We start from the raw sequence: 16,701 nt of genomic DNA on the forward strand, positions 1-16,701 counted from the left end.
AGCTAAATTAAGCAGTCTCATCGGGCGGGCGCTCTGGATTCGCCGACGCCAATCCGCGTGAGCGTACGCGGATCGTCTGACAGATACGATCAGCGAGAGAAGCGAGCGCGCCCTGCACAGTGCGTGCCCCAAGAACGGATTGGAGGGTAACGGCCTGTGTTGCAAACCTATGTTTGAAGGCCTCTCCGCCACAGAGGAAATCGACCAGTCCCAAGCCGTGATCAAACGACCACTGTATATACTCCGTAATCAGGACCGCACCCGGCGACGCTCGGCTAAAATCAGGGTCGTAGGTGGTAACGAATGCCATCATGACGTTGTGCTGGACGATGTTGATGGAAACCGCGACCATCGCACCATTGCATTCAAGTACGAAAATGCGCAGCACACCGGCGCGTGACAGCGCGTCCACCAGGGCGGCAAGAACCGGCTCGCCCTCTTCGAAAAGGTCGGATTCACGCGTGTGCTTTTCCAGCCATCTGCGCTTCAGCGCCGACAGTCGCTCCAGCAATGGCTGCAGCGGCTCGTCGGCCGACAGGAGGCGGAATTTCACTTCGCCTGTTTCTTCCAGTATCTTGATGCCGCGCCGATAGTTCTGGCGCATCTTTTTCGACTGGTCCGCCAGCCATGCTGCTCCGCTGGCCCACTGTCCAGCGACGCGATAACTGACTTCCTCCCGGTGATTGGCGCGAAGCTTGACGCCGCTGGAAGAGCCCGGTGTAAAAATCCTGCGGGCTGCCGCATCCGGCGACAGACGATTGATAAAAGCAAGATCGAAGCCACCCGCCGAACAGATCCGGTTCCAGAGGTTCTGGAGGGCCGATAGGGAGCATTCCGGCGCGACAAGAATATCACCATAGTCCGTATAGCTATTGGCGGCCCATTCGAGGAGCCGAAGTCCTTTTCGTCTGCCGATCGCCAGGGGAATGACAGCGACCAGCCTGTCATCGCTCCATACCAGGCCGATCCGCAGCGAGCGCCGGTCGCGGTCGCGCACGGTGCTCCACCATGCCGAAACCCAGGCATGGCTCTGAAAGATCAGTGCATCGGTACGATGCCATAGGTCTACCCATTCGGTTTCGATGGCGGCCAGGCGATCCGTCGAACTGACGATTTCCAGTCGCTCCGCACCAACAGCGTCAATGGAAGCCATTTTGTTCATGGTTGGAGACGGTCCTGCGGCCGCGCGACATCGATGCGCTTTTGAAAAAGTCGCACGATATGGTTTGCCATTTTCTTGAGCGGCAGCACGTAAAGTCCAAAAAGCGACTGATAGTCGCGTACGTCGCGATCTATCAGTCCAAACTTGAGGTCTTCGTCCGGATCCGGGATGAACTGCGTTCCGAATATGCGATCCCAGAATGAAAAAAGCAGCCCGAAATTCTTGTCGTAGTGGCGAGGGTCGACACTGTGATGCACCTGGTGCCAGTGCGGACACAAGATGACGCCGTTCAACCGGCCGAAGGAAATCTTCAGATGCGTGTGGCGAACAAAGTCCATCATGAGAATGTTGCGAATGACATAGACGTTGATGCCAAATATGGCGATCTCGACCGGATTAAGCGCAATCAGGCTCCACAAGCCGAAACTGATCCCCGGTATGACGCCGTCCCAGATCCGGTTCATCAGATCGTCCAGGGGGTGAACCCGGTCCTTGGTGATCCCAACCATCACTTCGGCCGAATGATGCACCTTGTGCAATTCCCACAGGAACGGAAAACGGTGCTGGGCAACGTGATATAGGTAGTAGGAGATATCGTAAGCAACGAGCATGGTTGCGGTGAAGAGGATGATCGTCACTGGGCCGGCGGGGCCGGGTATCAGCGGTTGCGAGATGCTGAAGAGCCAGCCGACTGCCTGGTTTGTTGCATATCCCGTGGCGGCAACGAAAGTGACACCGGCGGGAATCAGCAGGAAGGGCATCACCAGCCTTTTCGTGATCCAGAACAATGCGTCCGCTCGCGCCGATGGGTGCATGATGACTTCCGCGGGAAAGGCGAAGTCGAAAAAGTCCCGGAAGGATTTCTGTTCGACCGTTCGCCAGTAGGCGACCACAGCGCTCCCCAGCGCCGTGAGCAACAGGAGACCGAGTGTCAGCAGATTGATGTGTGAGAGTTTTTCCACGATCACTCTGGCGAATTCCGAAAACATCGATGCAGTGGCTCCTAGGTGGTGAAATGGCGATCCGGCTCGTCGCGAAGCACATATTGCCAGGCCCATCATATGCTGCCCGCAACTGTGTATCGGGATGCGACTGGCAGAACAATCATGGCCAAATTAGCAGATCAACGGTGTCAAAACCGCTAAATATCTGAACGTAATTAATGTCGAACGCTGCGCCTGCAACCTGCCGGTTATCGGGTCTGCGGCGGACTTGGCGCGAGCCGGATGACTACTCCCTTTTCGCCTACTTGGCCACGCCATGCGAGGCGTTCGGCTGGCTGCCTTGCACCAAAACGCGGCGAAACCCAGCCGCCTTGGCCCGGTGTGTCGCCGCCGGAACGGATGTGGATCGCTGCGTCTGGAAAGTGGATAGTCATCAAAGGTTCAGCGCCGCGCAATATCGTGACAATGTTTCCATCCCTGTTGGCGTGGAGGTCGGCGGCGAGTTGGAAGACGATCTCAGCGACGCGGCTGCCGCCGAGCAGTTGGTCGGTCACGAGGATGCCGTCGCCATCGCGTGTCACGGCGCGTTGATGCACAACGCCGAAGCGGCCTTTGTACCCGTCATGTCGGGCACACAGCCTCCAGTGCGGCCCCGGCTCGCTCTCCACCAATGTCGCAACCGCCTTGTGCGACCAGTTGAACGCCCCGGAGATGATGCTTTGGCTTTTACCCTCTAGGTTCAGCGTGTTGTGCGCCGGCGTCGAGCGGAACCAGTCGCGCCAGCCTCCCCCCGAACCATAGAGCCATGTGCCGGGGTCGACCAGCACCGGATCGCCGTCAATGCACAGGGTGAGCGACAGCGCGTCGGCATGACCGTGCGCCGCTATCGAAAGGTAGCCCAGCGGGCCGTGGTCGTATGTCAGATGGACGTTGCGACCATTCATCTCGCCGCGCCAGACGGAGAGCCCGCCTTGCGTGAACGTATGCAATCCATCCGGCACCGGCGCCGGCCGCGGTGGCGCGCCGAAGAAAAGCGCGCGAAAATCGCCGGGCTCCGGTGCCCTGCCCGGCATCCGTAGAAAACCATGGATGGCGGCCGCGACCGATCCGACATAATCGGTTTCGCCCCCCAGCGTGATCACGCGGCCTTCATCATTGTCGCCGAAGCCGCTGGCTTTCGGCGGGAGCCAGCCTGCGAAATTGGCGAAAGCGGCCAAACGCGCTTCGACGGGCTGGGGAAAAGGCAGTCCGGCCTGGCGCGCCGCCGCAGCGCACAGCAGGAAAAGCTCGGCACTGAAGGCGGCGTAGGTCGGGGTCTGCTCGGCCCCGGCGCCATCGGCCAGGATCTGTTTGAGCACCTCAGCCAGGAGCGACTCGCGAGCCACCTCGGCCCCGAAAGCCAGACCGATCAGATATTCGCCAGCCAGTTCCGCGACGAGATGGTTGTTGGCGGACGAAAAACGGGAGGGAAACCGCGGCAGCCAATAGGCGCTTGCCGCCAGTATTTCACCGACTTTTTCTCGCGTCGCCGCGCCAAGCCGCTCGCCGACGAGGTCGAGCGTGACAATCAGGCTGATGGCTCGTAGCGCGACCTCGATGCCCGAGGCCCAGCCAACGCCCCGAAATGGTGGGTTGGCGAAATGCCAGCTCTCGATCGCCGCCTCGATGGCCGCACGGGATTGATCATCGCCGGTGAGAAGCAGATGGGCAGCCAGTGGCGGCAGTTGCTGCAGCCGGTTGATTTCCCAAACATATTTTACATCGCCACGGCCGGTGGCATGGCGAAAATCGATATCGAAAGTATGGGTCTTGGGGCCCGGCCAAAGCCGGCCGGTCACCGGATCAAGGCGCCAGAGCTCGGGTGGAAAGAGAGTATAGGGGTCTCGCTGTGGCCAGGTCTGCCCAAGTGCTGAAAACTGGCCTCGAAGAGTGTTTTGCGCAGCCGCCTCGATAGCTTGCCGCTGGGCTGGTGTCGCAGCGGCCGGCACAGCATTCCGCAATCCGTGCAGCACCGGGTGCAACTGCGGCGACGCATAGCGCTGCCAGCCGTTGTCGCGGCGGCGCGAAACGGTCCTCCGGCGCTGCTCGTCCAACCGATGCAATATCTCGGCCAACTCCATGCTGCGCAATCGGTTGAAATACCACCCGACCCTCATCCGCGCTCCGCCAAGATTTTGATCCTCATACACCATCCCGTCGAAAAAGCGTGTGGCGGCATCCTCTTTTCCGTTCCCGCGGTTAATATCTTCGGCCATGACGCGGAGTTTTGCGATGAGAAAAGTTGTCTACGTCATAGCGTGCGCGCTTGGCATGGCTATGTCAGCCGAGGCGGCGCCGATCCCGCTTGAGCGCGGCGTCGGCGTCCATGAATGGCTCAACTGGTCGCCGGTGGAGAAAGATGGTTCCTACAAATGGCCGCCCTATCGCAGCGAGAAGGAATGGCTTGCGGGCGGCAGGCCGCTCACCGATTGGCCGGACGGCGACCAGTTTGATCGCATTCGATCCATGGGCTTCGACTTTGTCCGGCTGAGTGTCGACCCTGGCCCTCTGCTTGCCAGCGAGGGCGCCAAACGACAACAGGCGCTGGACATGCTTGCCGCTGCGGTGCAGCGGGTCGTTTCAAGCGGGCTCAAGGTGGTTTTCGATCTGCATGGCGTCAGCCAGGTTCCGGCCTACAGCATGGAAATGATCTATGGCGGGGCCGACAGCGAGGGTGTTGCCCGCTATCGCAAAATGGTAGTGGCGGTGGCTGCCATGCTGATCAAAATTGGCGCCGACAAGGTCGCCCTCGAGCCCTATAACGAGCCCGCCTACTACCCGTGCGATTCAAGCGGCAGCGATGACTGGCAGCGGATCATGGCAGGCACGGTTCGCGATATTCGCGCCGTCAGCAGCGAACTCACCATCGTCGCGACCGGCGCCTGCGGCGGGAGCATCGCGGGACTGGTCAACCTGGACCCCAACTTCGACGACCCCAACGTCTATTACAGCTTCCACATGTATGATCCGCACAGCTTCACGCACCAGCGGGCCGATGACAAGAACGCTTTCTCCTCCGGCCTTCCCTGGCCTGCCGACGCCAGCACGCCCGAAGTGGTCGCCGAAACCCTCAAGGCGCAGATGGACGCCGCCGGCTTGAGCCAGATCGAAGAGGTGATGAACATGGCCTCGGCGCGTGAAACGATCGCCCGATACTTTGAGCAGAATTGGGGGCAGAGCCAGCTCGAAGCGGGTTTCCGTCAGGCGGTCGACTGGGCTGAAGCCCATGGCATAGCGAGCCGACGCCTGTTCGTGGGCGAATTCGGCGTTATCTTGATGTCTGCGGATGGCCGCATGGGAGCTTTCGATGCTGATCGCCTGCGCTATCTCATGGCAGTGCGCAGAGAGGCGGAACGCTTCGCGATGCCGTGGTCGGCCTGGGAATTCTCCAATCCTTACGGAATGAGTGTTATCCAACCCAAGGGGCCTGCGATCCCGGACCGGGAGATGTTGCGGGCACTGGGCCTGCCATAACTCGTCATCGCGTCAGGATCGGCTCGAGCGGTCTGCGTGGTTGCTGGCGATCAATCGCGTGAAACCCAAGGACTGTCGTCTCCAGTTGCAGCCGAGAGAGCCTGATCGAACCAAATCAGGCTCAGTTTTAAAATCACTCCACCGAGCAGCTATTTAATATATTCGCTGTAGATGGTGTCCTCAATCATACGCAAACAAGGGAAAGAGGGCCAAGGGAAAGAATGTGCGGAATTGCCGGCTGGATTGGGCGCAGGGTCGAGAAGCCACAAGATCGGGCCGCCGGGATGTCGAATGCCTTGCAGCATCGTGGTCCCGATGCCGAAGGCATCGAACTCCTGGACCTGAACACAGGCGAGGACCAGTTGGCATTGGTGCATCGCCGCCTGGCGATTATTGACTTAAACGCCGATTCAAATCAGCCGATGCAGACCGAGGACGGACGGCTCCGGATTATTTTCAACGGCGAAATATACAACTACATCGAGTTGCGTGAGGAGTTGATCGGTCTCGGCCACCGTTTTCGCACACGCTCCGACACGGAAGTGCTGCTCAGGGCTTATGACCAGTGGCGCCTGGCCATGTTCGACCGATTGAGCGGGATGTTCGCTTTTGCGCTGTGGGACGCTCAACGGCGCGAATTGATCCTCGCTCGCGACCCCTTTGGAAAAAAACCCCTTTACCTCATGCAAGGCAGAAATTTGCTGTCGTTTGCCTCGGAGATCAGCGCGTTGTTGTCTGCGCAGCCAGATGGCCAGCAGCTCGATCTGGATGGAGTGCGCGAGTATCTGACCTGGCGTTACGTGCCTGGACCGCGGACGCTTTTCAAACAGATCCGCAAGCTCAACCCGGGAAGCTACGCTGTGTGGTCGCAAGGGGAAGTAACGGAAACGCGCTACTATGCGCCCCCGGATCAGACCGATCTGACAGCGGATATCGATCCAGGAACCGCCAAGCGGCGATTTCTGGAATTGCTCGACCGTTCTGTCGAGATCAGGATGCGCAGTGATGCGCCGTTTGGCGCCTTTCTGTCCGGGGGCCTCGACTCGTCGGCAATCGTTGCCCTGATGACCAGGCACAGCGACAACCCCATTCGTACGTTTTCGGTCGGTTTCAGCGAACAGGCTTACAGCGAGCTTCCATTCGCCCGGCGCGTCGCCGATCATTTCAAGACCGATCATTGCGAAATCGTCATCCAGGCGGATGACCTGATGAATCATCTGCCCAAGATGGTCCGCCATCGGGGGGCACCTGTTTCACAAAGTACGGACATTCCAATTTACCTGATGTCGGTTCGAGCCTCGCAGGACGTCAAGATGGTGCTTACGGGCGAAGGTGCGGACGAGATTCTCGGCGGCTACCCCAAACATCGCGCAGAGTCTCTGGCGGGTGTCTACCGGTCACTTGTTCCAGCGTCGCTTCACAACAATCTCCTCGCCCCTTTGATGCGCGCATTGCCCGGCGCATCGGCCAAGTTCGATACATTTGCCCGAAGCGCGGGTGAACGGGACTTTGCCACCCGGATGATCTCCTGGTTTGGAGCCATGACGGCGCGGGAACGCGATTCGCTCCTCGGTGGGTTGGCCACTTGCGGCCATGACTGCAACGATTTCCCGTTCTCTTCGAGTGTGACGGAATCTCATCTGCGCCGTGTGTTGTTTTTTGATCAGACATCGTGGTTGCCCGACAACCTCTTGGAACGGGGCGACCGAGTGATGATGGCCGGTTCAATCGAGGGGCGAATGCCATTCCTTGATCGCGATCTGGTTTCCTTCGTCAGCCAACTGCCCGATCGTTACAGGCTGGGCTTCCTGCACAGCAAACAGATCCTGCGCGACTGCATGGCCGGCATGGTTCCCGACGAGGTCCTCAACCGCCCAAAGATCGGCTTCAAGGTGCCCGTCGCCGAATGGTTCCGCGGGCCGATGAGCGATTATGTACGGGACCATCTGTGTTCGTCCCATTCGGTCATCCGTAGCTATTTGAGCGCCAAGAAGCTGGACCAGATTGTCAGGGAGCACGCCGAGCGCGCCGCGGACCACGAAAAACTGATATGGGCGCTTTTGAACCTGGAGATATTCCACCGCGAATTCGCGCTTGGCCCGCCGCAGTGACGACAATGAAGGACAGCGTCAGCGCTTGACCGATCGCGCCTCGGACGCGACCGATCTCCAGACATCGCAGATCGCGTCGACAAACGGTGCAAGCTCAAGCCTTTCCCGGTGCACCGCCATGGCGGCGGCGCCAAGCCGCGCGCGCAGCGCCGTATCCTCGACCAGCCGAGTTAACGCCTCGGTCAACGCCGCCACATCGCCGGGCGGCACCAACAGACCGGATTGTTCGTGGGTGATGATGTCCTCGACCGCGCCAACCGGGGTGGCCACGACAGCCAGGCCGGCCGCCATGCCTTCGATCACCGACATTGGCAGATTTTCGGCGAACGAGGGGAGCACCAGAATATCGGCCGAAGCGATCAGTGATGCGACCTCGTCAGGTCCCACCCAGCCCGGAAAAGCAATACGGTCGGCAATCCCTAGAGCGACCGACCTCGCTCGTGCCGGCTCGACCTCACCATCGCCGGCGATCGTGGCACGCCAACCCCTGAGATGTTTCATCCGCTCCAGCGCCTCGCCCAACTGCGGCACGCCCTTTCGCTCGCCGATGCGGCCGAGGAACAGGATGTGCACGTGATCGCCTCCGCCGACATGCGCCAGGGAAGGAACTGCCGTGGCGTTGGGAACGATGACAATATTGCCGCCGTTCGCCGGTGCCCGGCTGGCGACGAAATCGCGCCAAAGCCCCCCCAGGACAATCACCCGGCCGGCATGCTCGAACAGAGCCCTGATACGGCGGCTCATGAAACTATGATCATCTTTCCAGAATGTCTGATACTGCGCCCCATGCAGATGAAGGACATATGGTATCGACAACAGCCTGGCGCAGCCGGCGATCATCATCTTGCGATAGGTGCTGCCGGAGACCGATATATTGATGTGAATGACGTCGGCGCGTCTGTCGAGGCGGGCCGCAAGCATCCGCGCGCAAAAACCAAGCATGTAGAAGATCGAAAGCCCGACATGTCCCGGGCCACGGCTGGAAAGAAAGCGCAGATCGATGTCGGCGATCTCTTGCCGTTCGAACTCCTGCTTCAGCGCCCCCATGATCCGGTCGATGCCGCCTTGTCCCGAAACGCCCGAGGGCGTTGCGACCAAGACATGTATTTTTCTATTGTGGGCGAGACGCTGCAACATGACACCATTTGGATTGCGGATGCCGGGTGACCCTAAAGCAAACGTTCCAAAAAAGGTTTACGACAAATCTTTTGGTTCAAACTGTATCCGTTCACCCTTTGCCGTCATCATGCTGGAATTCCCGTCGGTCAACGATTAATCGACGGCAAATTTTCCGGGAACAACCCTTTGCTGCTCCGTTCCACACTCATCTATGGCCCAGCTATTCTGCTGACGCGGGTTTCCGCTCTGCTCCTGCTGGTCGTCATGACGCGGCTGATCGACCAGACGGAGTATGGCCTGCTGACCCTGGTGGTCACCGTGGGCGAAATGACGGATGTTGCCGTTACCAACTGGCTGCGCATTGCCTTGTTGCGGCTTGGCGGAAAAGGCGACGTCAGCCGTGGCAGCCTGATGCTTGCCGGACAGGTATTGCTTGTCACCACGGTGCTGGCCCTGATCATATCCGTGATCGCCTCGGCGGTGATCGTGCCGGAGCGCTGGATCGAATTTGCAATCGCCGTCTGCAGCTATCTGATTGCCGGCTCCATCAGCCGGTTCGCGTTGACGGTGCTGCAAATGCAGCAGCGTCATTCCCTCTATTCGATGCTTGAATATCTGCGCGGCCTGCTGCAACTCGCCTTGCCGATCGCCGCCATCCTTATCTTCCAACGCTCGTTTCTGACGGTATCGCTCGGCTCGAGCCTCGCCGTGCTGATTGCCGGCATCGTGGCGTGCGTGGTGGCATCCGGGCGCGTTATTGGCGGCCCGCCGCGCTTCACCCACAAGGAGTTTTTTGCCCTCGGCGTGCCCCTGGTCATCATGGCGCTGGTCGGTTTCGGTCTCAACAGCGCTGAACGCGTCTTCCTCAAGCTCTACTACGATGCCGGCGCGGTGGCCGTCTTCGCAGCCGCCTACGCATTGGCTCGGCAGCCGATCGATATGGTCGCCAACGCAATCAACATGGGCGCATTTCCAGAAGTGGTCAGCCGCTTCGACGAAGAGGGATCCGAGGCGTCCGGGCGGTTGTTGTCGCAACTCATGGCCTTGATGATACGCCTTTGCCTGCCGGTCGCAGCAATGCTTATCGCGCTCAGCGGCGACATCACGCGACTCCTGCTGCCCGCGGAATATCATGGTCGCTTCGGCCTGCTGTTCCCGATCATCGCCTTCAGCGTTCTTTGTGCCAATCTCACAAGCTTCGTTTATGGCGTCGTGGTGCACGCACATAAGCGGCCGTGGTTGCTGATCATCGCCAATTCCTTCGGCTCGGTGGCAACGATTTCACTGTCTTTTCTGTTGATTCCCACCATGGCGGAGGTTGGCGCGGCGTTGGCGTTGGCGGGCGGATCGCTGGCAGGTCTTGCAGCCTGCATCGTCATCGCCGAGAGGCTCACGCCGGTGCCGGTGCCCTGGCGCGACATCGCTGTCTCAATCATAATTTCTATCTGCACCGGATTGGCCGCCAGCCTCGCCAGCACTGCGCTGGGCTATATGCCGGCGATCTTTCCGCTCGCGGCGGGCGGCGTCGCCGGCGCTGCGGCTTTCCTGGGACTGACCTGGTTGTTTCACCCCGCGGCCGTGACGCATTTCATCGGCAAGCTAAGGGCACGGCTCCGGATCGCATAAATCCCGCGCTATGAGGCATGCTTGTCTGAAAGTCGCGAGCTTACGGATTGACGTTTCGGCGTCCCCGGCGAGACCAGAACTCACGCCACAGCAGCAGTGCATAGGCGGTGTTGGTATCGTAGTAGCGGCGCCACAAGCGTCGCGGCTCCTGCGCCACGCGGAACAGCCACTCCAGGCCGGCCGCCTGAACCAGTTTCGGTGCCCGGGCGACCTTTCCACCATAGACGTCGAAGCTGCCGCCCACGCCCATGACGAAACTCGGAGCGAGTACGTCGCGATAGCGCTTGAGAAAGCGCTCCTTGCTCGGCGTCGGCATCGCCACAAACAGGCAGTCGGCACCTGAAGCGTTGATGGCCTCGACGATCGCGGCCTCTTCCTCCGCCTTGAAATACCCATTGCGCCGGCCGGCAATGGCCAGGCTCGGATGATCTCTGGCAAGTCGGCTTTCAACTGCGTCGAGAATGTGCTGTTCAGCGCCCAAAAGGTAGGGGCGATAGCCACGCTTGGCGCACAGCGCAAGCAGGTTGATCATGACGTCGACGCCGGTCACACGCTCCGGCAACTCGACGCCGCAGAGCCGCGCGCCCCAAAGCACGCCTTTGCCGTCGACATTGACCATATCCGCCCCGACGACATCCTCGCGCAGTTCGGCATTCTTGCGCATGTTCACAAGCTTGGCGACGTTCACGACAACATGATGAAGCGGTCGCCGCGTCGCCATCGCCTCGTCTGCGATGGCCAGCGTCTCGGCCATGGTCAGCGCATGGATGGTCGCACCGAGAAACTCGCGGCGGCGTGATGCCAATAGGGAGTGTTGCGCCCATGCCGGGTCATGCGAGTTCATGCCGCTTCTCCGGTGCGAGCGAGAGACTGCGAGCGTTCCATTTCGGATTTCTTGCCTTCGATGCGGGCGTCGGGCTTGCGCGCCTTGCGCCAGGTCCACAGGCCCCGTGTGTCGACGAGCTTCTTGTCCTTGAGCGCTTCGGGATCGATCAGATTGAATTGTCGATGGTCGACCAGCAGGACGACGATATCGGATTGGTCAATAGCGGAAAGTGCATCGGTGAACATGATGCCGCTGCCCTCGAGCTCGTGTGGCAACTGACGCGCATTGGGCTCGGCAGCGACGATCTTGATATTGGGAATCTTGGACAGAAGCTTAACAACCTCGACAGCCGGGCTCTCGCGCATATCGTCGATATTGGGTTTGAAGCTGAGGCCAAGACAGGCGATCGTCTGGTTGCGGGTCGGGTCGAGCAATGCCTCGATGTCCCTGACCACCGACAAGGGTCGCTCGGAATTGATGCGCCGTGCCGAACTGATCAGCCGCGTATTGTTCGGTGCGGCGTCGATGATAAAATACGGATCGATCGCAATGCAGTGGCCGCCCACGCCCGGGCTCGGCTGCAGGATGTTCACGCGAGGATGCCGGTTGGCGAGATCGATTACCTCCCAGACGTTGAGCGATAGATCCTGGCACACCGCCGCAAGCTCATTGGCGAAGGCGATATTGACATCGCGGAACGCATTTTCGGTCAGCTTAACCAGTTCCGCGCTTTCGGCCTGGGTTATGAACAGGTCGCCGGCGACGAAGCTTGAATAGAGTGCCGCTGTCCGCTCCGAAGACTTTCGGGACAGTCCGCCGATCGAGCGATCATTGTTGATCAGCTCGGTCAGCACCTTTCCCGGCAGCACGCGCTCGGGAGAGTAGGCGACCAGGACGTCAGCTTCCTCGCCATGCGCAACGGGAAATTTGAGATCGGGTCGCAGTTCCGCGAGCAGCGCTGTCATGACGCGCGTCGTGCCGACCGGCGACGTTGATTCCAGCACCACCAGGTCGTCCCGTTTTAGCACCGGAGCGATGCTTCGCGCTGCCGCAAGCACGTAGCTGACATCCGGCTTGCGGTCCGGGGTGATCGGAGTTGGAACGGCAATAATATAGGCATCGGCCGGCTGAGGCGTGCTGAATGCCTTGAGCTTGCCATTGGCGACGACTTTCTGGATCAAACCATCCAGGTCCGGTTCGATGATGTGGATTTCGCCGCGGTTGACCTTCGCGACCACCGCCTCATTGATATCGATACCGATGACTTCGAGTCCGCGGCTGGCAAAAATGGCGCAGGTCGGCAGGCCGATATAGCCCATGCCGATAACGGAAACGGTTTTGATTTCAGCCATGATTCAGCAATTCCTCAACGATCCGGGTCGCAGCTTGGCCATCGCCGTATGGGTTGTGCCTCTCCGCCATGCCGCGATAGACGCTCTCATCATCGAGCAGGCTATTGGCATTGGCCAGAATTTTTTCGATATCGGTACCGACCAGCCGGGCAGTACCAGCGGCGATCCCTTCGGGTCGCTCCGTGTTTTCCCGCATCACCAGCACCGGCTTGCCGAGTGAAGGCGCCTCTTCCTGCACGCCGCCGCTGTCGGTCAACACCAGGTAGCTCTGTTTCTGCAGGTACAGGAACGGCAAATAGTCCTGCGGGTCGATCAGGTGGATGTTCGGCACCGTCCCGATTTCGGCGTCGACCACGGAGCGCACATTCGGGTTGGGATGGACCGGGTAGATGATCTGCACATCCCTGCGCGCCGACAATGCCTTCAGCGCGGTGCAGATCCTCTGGATGCCGCCATCGAAATTCTCACGGCGATGACCGGTGACGAGGATCATTTTCTTGGTCGGATCGATGAAGGGGAAACGAGCGGCGAGCTTGGCGTTCATCAGCTTGTCGGCATCGATCTCGCTGGAGAAATGCAGCAGCGTGTCGATCACGGTATTGCCGGTTACGAAGATGGTGTTCGCAGCCTTTCCTTCGGCGATGAGATTGTCGCGCGCCTCGGTGGTCGGCGCAAAATGCCAAGTGGCGATGTTGCCGGCAATCTTGCGGTTCAGTTCCTCCGGAAAGGGAGAGTTGATGTTGTGGCTGCGCAATCCCGCCTCGATATGGGCAACCGGAATCCGCTTGTAGAAGGCAGCTAGAGCCGCGGTCATCGCGGTGGTTGTGTCGCCCTGGACGATGACGATGTCCGGCTTCGCCTTCTCCAGCACCCCCGCCATTCCGAGGAGCACGCGCGAGGTCACGTCGAACAACGTCTGACCTGGCTGCATGATGTTGAGATCGTAGTGCACCGGCAGGCCCGTCAATTCAATGACCTGATCGACCATCTCGCGATGCTGGCCCGTCACACATATTTCCGTGGTAAAGCCTGGATGGGCGAGCGCGGCGCGCGCCACCGGAAAACATTTGAGCGCCTCCGGCCTCGTGCCGAACACGATCAGCAGTTTTCGCCTTGAGGGCAATCTCGGATGTGAAACGGCGTTCATGGTTGACCCTGGTCACCGAAAGCGTGGGCGCCCGGCTGACATGTGCTTTCAGCCTAACAATAGCGCCCTGAACCGCCTTCGTGTTCAAAAAAATTAACGTATGATTAACGCTAGAGTCCGCAGCCCCCCTTGGGCAACCCTTGCCAGGAACTGTGGGGAAAGATACCAGAGCAAGCCATTTTTGCTTTAACGAGAATAACTTGGGTTGACTAATATTTTAATCATCGGCCACGCCGTCGGATCCCGGCGCTGGGAAAATGAGCTTTTTATGCGGTTGGATGCGGCAGGTTACGTGGTCTCGAGTTGCCACGCGCCGGCGCCGGCGCCAACCGCTCGGGGGCTGGACACTGTCTTGGCGATCGAGAGCCGGCGTTTCGGTCCCTCGCTGGCGGGCCGGTCCGAGCCGTTGCCGCCCATCGATCGCGGCCCTCCGGACCTCGTCATAGATCTCACTGCCAGCGCAACGGGGCAAGACGCGCCAGTCCTGAGGCTCGAATTTTGCGGTCGCAACAGCTTTCCAGCCGGCGTTGCCGCAATGTTGGCGAGCGGACAATTGCCTGAACTTGGCGCTCGCCTCGATGGCGTTGTCGTGGCCCAGGCTAGACCGATGCTGGCAGACAGGCTCTGGCTATCCCGAAGCTGCAACGACCTGCTCGCCGGCGCCATGTCGCTGATCATGCAAACCGTCGCCCGCTTCTTTGCGGGCAAGCTTGTGCCGGTAAGCGACAACCCGGTGCCGATCCTGAAGAACGACAGTTTTGTTCGACACTATGTGCCCTTTTTTGGCAGGGCTTTGATCGATCGCGCCGTGCAAAAAATCAGGCGGGGACGACGCCCCTTCTATTGGCAGGTTGCCTATCGGGTGATCGACGGACCAGGCATCGCCGAAACCGGGCAACTCGACGGCAAACCGTTCACAGTCCTGCCGGACGATGGCCAACGCTTCTATGCCGACCCGTTCGTCTTCGAGGCCGACCGCCGCCATCATCTGTTTGTCGAGGAATTCCCCTACGCGACGAGTCGCGGCGTGATTTCCGTCGCCGAGCTCGGTGACGATGGCACTTTCGGTGTTCCAAGGGTTGTATTGGAGGAAGCGCACCACCTGTCGTATCCGCAGGTGTTCGCACACGATGGCGAGATTTTCATGATCCCCGAAAGTGGTTCGGCTCGCGAACTTGTGCTCTATCGCGCCGCGCAGTTTCCCGACCGCTGGGTCCGCGACACGGTGCTGATGGCGGACAGGGATTTCAACGACGCGACGCTGCTCGAATCCGACGGTCGCTTCTGGCTGGTTGGAACGGAGCGGTTCGGCTACGGCAGCGCGTCGGACACGATGGCGGTCTATTGCGCGCCCTCGCTGCGCGGGCCATGGGTCGCCCATCCGCTCAATCCCATTGCCGTCGATCATTCGGCCACCCGGCCGGGCGGCGCCTTTATCCGCCAGGACGATGCCCTGGTGCTGCCGGTGCAGAACGGAGCGAGGGCCTATGGCGGTGGTCTGGGGCTGATGCAGCTTGAGCGACTCGACGCGTCCGATGTCCGCTTCGCCTCGCCCCGGCCGATCGGCGCGGGTCCGGCATGGGCACGCACGGGCATTCATACGCTTAACCGCGCCGGCAATGTCGAGGTCGTGGACAGCGCGGGCTGACTGAAGCGCTGAAAGCCGTGACCGTCCCGTTGCTTGGCCTGCTTATTTGTTCTCCGTGGCAATATGAGGAAGCGGTGTGTTTCTCGTCTTCCTTTTGCCGTTCAGGGTCTGAAGAATCGGCTTCTCGATCATCTGGTAAATCACCAGACTGACGAGGCAGGCTGCCACGATGCTGACCACCGACACCAACAATACCGTTGTCGGATGCTCGTATCCGACGGTGCGTCTGGCCAGGTACGCCACAGCGCCGATCACGAAGATATGCGACAGATAAAGCGCGTAGGAAGCGTCGCCCAACTGCTCGAGAAGGCTCCAGTGCTTGAGTTTCGGCTCCAGAATGAGGCTGAGATGAAGTAGGCCCGCCGCCCACATTGCTTGTCCCGCGAAGCTGATCTGACCCAAGAGCGGCGTACCGTCATCGACGAATGAAAGCACCCCGCCCGCAGCGGTCATTACGCCGAATATCCAGGCATGGCGTATGTCGGAAGTGAAATCACCGTCCAAATAGCGCCGCCCTATCCACATACCGATGACGAATGCCACCGGAGAAGGGTTGAGATAGAACTGGATAACAGGGTTGGTGGGAGCCAGCCACAGCCCGGCTATCCACATCGCAATGAAAAAGACCGTCAGCACAAATACGCGCGAGGTCACGGACAGGAATGCGAACACCGCAAAAGCGATATAGAAAAATACCTCGTAATTGAGCGTCCAGCCGAGTGAGAGGATTGGACTGGCGCTATCCCGTCCAGGCGCTTCGTGAACAATGAAGAGGAGCGACTGAAGATAGTGGGGCCACGTAAAGACGGTCTTCTGGAAGAGACTTGGCGCGAGCGCCGCCAGAACCGCGGCGAGGCTGGTGAAAAGCCAGTAAAGGGGGATGATCCGGATTGCTCGGCGTTTCAGGAAGGTGGCAGCGGAAAACGGACCATCTCCCGTAATATGGACCATTATGAAACCGCTGATGACAAAGAACAGAACGACGCCCAGGCGGCCCGCCGTCACAATAATCAGATTGTCCACGCCAATCTGATAGGAAAAGGCGTGTGCGAACAGAACCAGCAAGGCGGCGCAGGCGCGAAGATACTGAATCGAATAGAACTTCTTCACCTTGATCTCCTGCGCTTTGCCGGCGCCTGATGCCATTGTGCCGTCCACAGGCAGCGCGTCGGGCGCCGTGCAAAGCATCGCCATCAATACGACCGGCCAATTAAGTGTGGGTTACCGACTTCATGAAATAGCCCATGCCGGGC

At 59.9% G+C, this 16,701-nt stretch carries 12 protein-coding genes; 4 read left to right on the forward strand and 8 right to left on the reverse strand.

All coding sequences use genetic code 11. The annotated features are described in order from the left end of the window. Positions 1–7: 7 nt before the first annotated feature. From X757_RS161930 to X757_RS161920, 3 genes are all read right to left on the reverse strand, one after another. Positions 8–1,162, reverse strand: a complete 1,155-nt coding sequence (locus X757_RS161930; RefSeq protein WP_023725120.1) for a GNAT family N-acetyltransferase — start codon at positions 1,160–1,162, stop codon at positions 8–10. Beyond that, positions 1,159–2,151 (reverse strand): sterol desaturase family protein, encoded by a 993-nt coding sequence (locus X757_RS161925; RefSeq protein WP_023691685.1) that lies wholly within the window; start codon positions 2,149–2,151, stop codon positions 1,159–1,161. The genes X757_RS161930 and X757_RS161925 overlap by 4 nt, the downstream gene beginning before the upstream one ends. 203 nt (positions 2,152–2,354) lie before the next feature. Continuing rightward, positions 2,355–4,361 (reverse strand): heparinase II/III-family protein, encoded by a 2,007-nt coding sequence (locus tag X757_RS161920; protein WP_023691686.1) that lies wholly within the window; start codon positions 4,359–4,361, stop codon positions 2,355–2,357. 16 nt (positions 4,362–4,377) lie between these two features. On the opposite strand from X757_RS161920, the gene X757_RS161915 reads away from it, so the two are divergent. Then, positions 4,378–5,619, forward strand: a complete 1,242-nt coding sequence (locus X757_RS161915; RefSeq protein WP_031195904.1) for a glycoside hydrolase family 5 protein — start codon at positions 4,378–4,380, stop codon at positions 5,617–5,619. 221 nt (positions 5,620–5,840) lie between these two features. Beyond that, a complete protein-coding gene (gene asnB, locus X757_RS161910; protein WP_023703936.1) occupies positions 5,841–7,730 on the forward strand; it encodes an asparagine synthase (glutamine-hydrolyzing) in 1,890 nt (629 codons plus the stop codon). A gap of 18 nt (positions 7,731–7,748) precedes the next feature. Here asnB and X757_RS161905 read toward each other — a convergent pair whose 3' ends face one another. After that, complete coding sequence (locus X757_RS161905) at positions 7,749–8,867, reverse strand: glycosyltransferase family 4 protein (protein WP_031251013.1); 1,119 nt, start codon at positions 8,865–8,867, stop codon at positions 7,749–7,751. Positions 8,868–9,035: 168 nt separating this feature from the next. Between X757_RS161905 and X757_RS161900 the strand changes: the two genes are divergently transcribed. Further along, the gene (locus tag X757_RS161900; protein WP_023671801.1) at positions 9,036–10,475 is read left to right on the forward strand and encodes a lipopolysaccharide biosynthesis protein; all 1,440 of its coding nucleotides are present in this window, start codon (positions 9,036–9,038) and stop codon (positions 10,473–10,475) included. A 40-nt stretch (positions 10,476–10,515) separates the two neighbouring features. Here the strand turns inward: X757_RS161900 and X757_RS161895 are convergent, their stop codons facing one another. The 3 genes from X757_RS161895 to wecB are packed head-to-tail and all read right to left on the reverse strand — an operon-like array spanning position 10,516 to position 13,800. Continuing rightward, positions 10,516–11,319, reverse strand: coding sequence for a WecB/TagA/CpsF family glycosyltransferase (locus X757_RS161895; protein ID WP_023725122.1), 804 nt, complete (start codon positions 11,317–11,319; stop codon positions 10,516–10,518). Continuing rightward, the gene (gene wecC, locus X757_RS161890) at positions 11,316–12,653 is read right to left on the reverse strand and encodes a UDP-N-acetyl-D-mannosamine dehydrogenase (RefSeq protein ID WP_023725123.1); all 1,338 of its coding nucleotides are present in this window, start codon (positions 12,651–12,653) and stop codon (positions 11,316–11,318) included. The genes X757_RS161895 and wecC overlap by 4 nt, the downstream gene beginning before the upstream one ends. Further along, a complete protein-coding gene (gene wecB / locus X757_RS161885; RefSeq protein WP_023671798.1) occupies positions 12,646–13,800 on the reverse strand; it encodes a non-hydrolyzing UDP-N-acetylglucosamine 2-epimerase in 1,155 nt (384 codons plus the stop codon). The genes wecC and wecB overlap by 8 nt, the downstream gene beginning before the upstream one ends. Before the next feature lie 607 nt (positions 13,801–14,407). Here wecB and X757_RS0133230 point away from each other — a divergent pair. Then, a complete protein-coding gene (locus X757_RS0133230; protein ID WP_023725125.1) occupies positions 14,408–15,448 on the forward strand; it encodes a hypothetical protein in 1,041 nt (346 codons plus the stop codon). A gap of 42 nt (positions 15,449–15,490) precedes the next feature. Here the strand turns inward: X757_RS0133230 and X757_RS26545 are convergent, their stop codons facing one another. Beyond that, positions 15,491–16,594, reverse strand: coding sequence for an acyltransferase (locus X757_RS26545; protein WP_198024378.1), 1,104 nt, complete (start codon positions 16,592–16,594; stop codon positions 15,491–15,493). Positions 16,595–16,701 lie beyond the last annotated feature (107 nt).

It is taken from the genome of Mesorhizobium sp. LSHC412B00 (assembly GCF_000503035.1).
Classification (GTDB): domain Bacteria; phylum Pseudomonadota; class Alphaproteobacteria; order Rhizobiales; family Rhizobiaceae; genus Mesorhizobium.

Coding starts and splice junctions, on each gene's coding strand:
- X757_RS161930 (WP_023725120.1), bottom strand. CDS start 1,162: ATGAACAAAATGGCTTCCATTGACGCTGTTGGTGCGGAGCGACTGGAA.
- X757_RS161925 (WP_023691685.1), bottom strand. CDS start 2,151: ATGTTTTCGGAATTCGCCAGAGTGATCGTGGAAAAACTCTCACACATC.
- X757_RS161920 (WP_023691686.1), bottom strand. CDS start 4,361: ATGGCCGAAGATATTAACCGCGGGAACGGAAAAGAGGATGCCGCCACA.
- X757_RS161915 (WP_031195904.1), top strand. CDS start 4,378: ATGAGAAAAGTTGTCTACGTCATAGCGTGCGCGCTTGGCATGGCTATG.
- asnB (WP_023703936.1), top strand. CDS start 5,841: ATGTGCGGAATTGCCGGCTGGATTGGGCGCAGGGTCGAGAAGCCACAA.
- X757_RS161905 (WP_031251013.1), bottom strand. CDS start 8,867: ATGTTGCAGCGTCTCGCCCACAATAGAAAAATACATGTCTTGGTCGCA.
- X757_RS161895 (WP_023725122.1), bottom strand. CDS start 11,319: ATGAACTCGCATGACCCGGCATGGGCGCAACACTCCCTATTGGCATCA.
- wecC (WP_023725123.1), bottom strand. CDS start 12,653: ATGGCTGAAATCAAAACCGTTTCCGTTATCGGCATGGGCTATATCGGC.
- wecB (WP_023671798.1), bottom strand. CDS start 13,800: ATGAACGCCGTTTCACATCCGAGATTGCCCTCAAGGCGAAAACTGCTG.
- X757_RS0133230 (WP_023725125.1), top strand. CDS start 14,408: ATGCTGGCAGACAGGCTCTGGCTATCCCGAAGCTGCAACGACCTGCTC.
- X757_RS26545 (WP_198024378.1), bottom strand. CDS start 16,594: ATGGCATCAGGCGCCGGCAAAGCGCAGGAGATCAAGGTGAAGAAGTTC.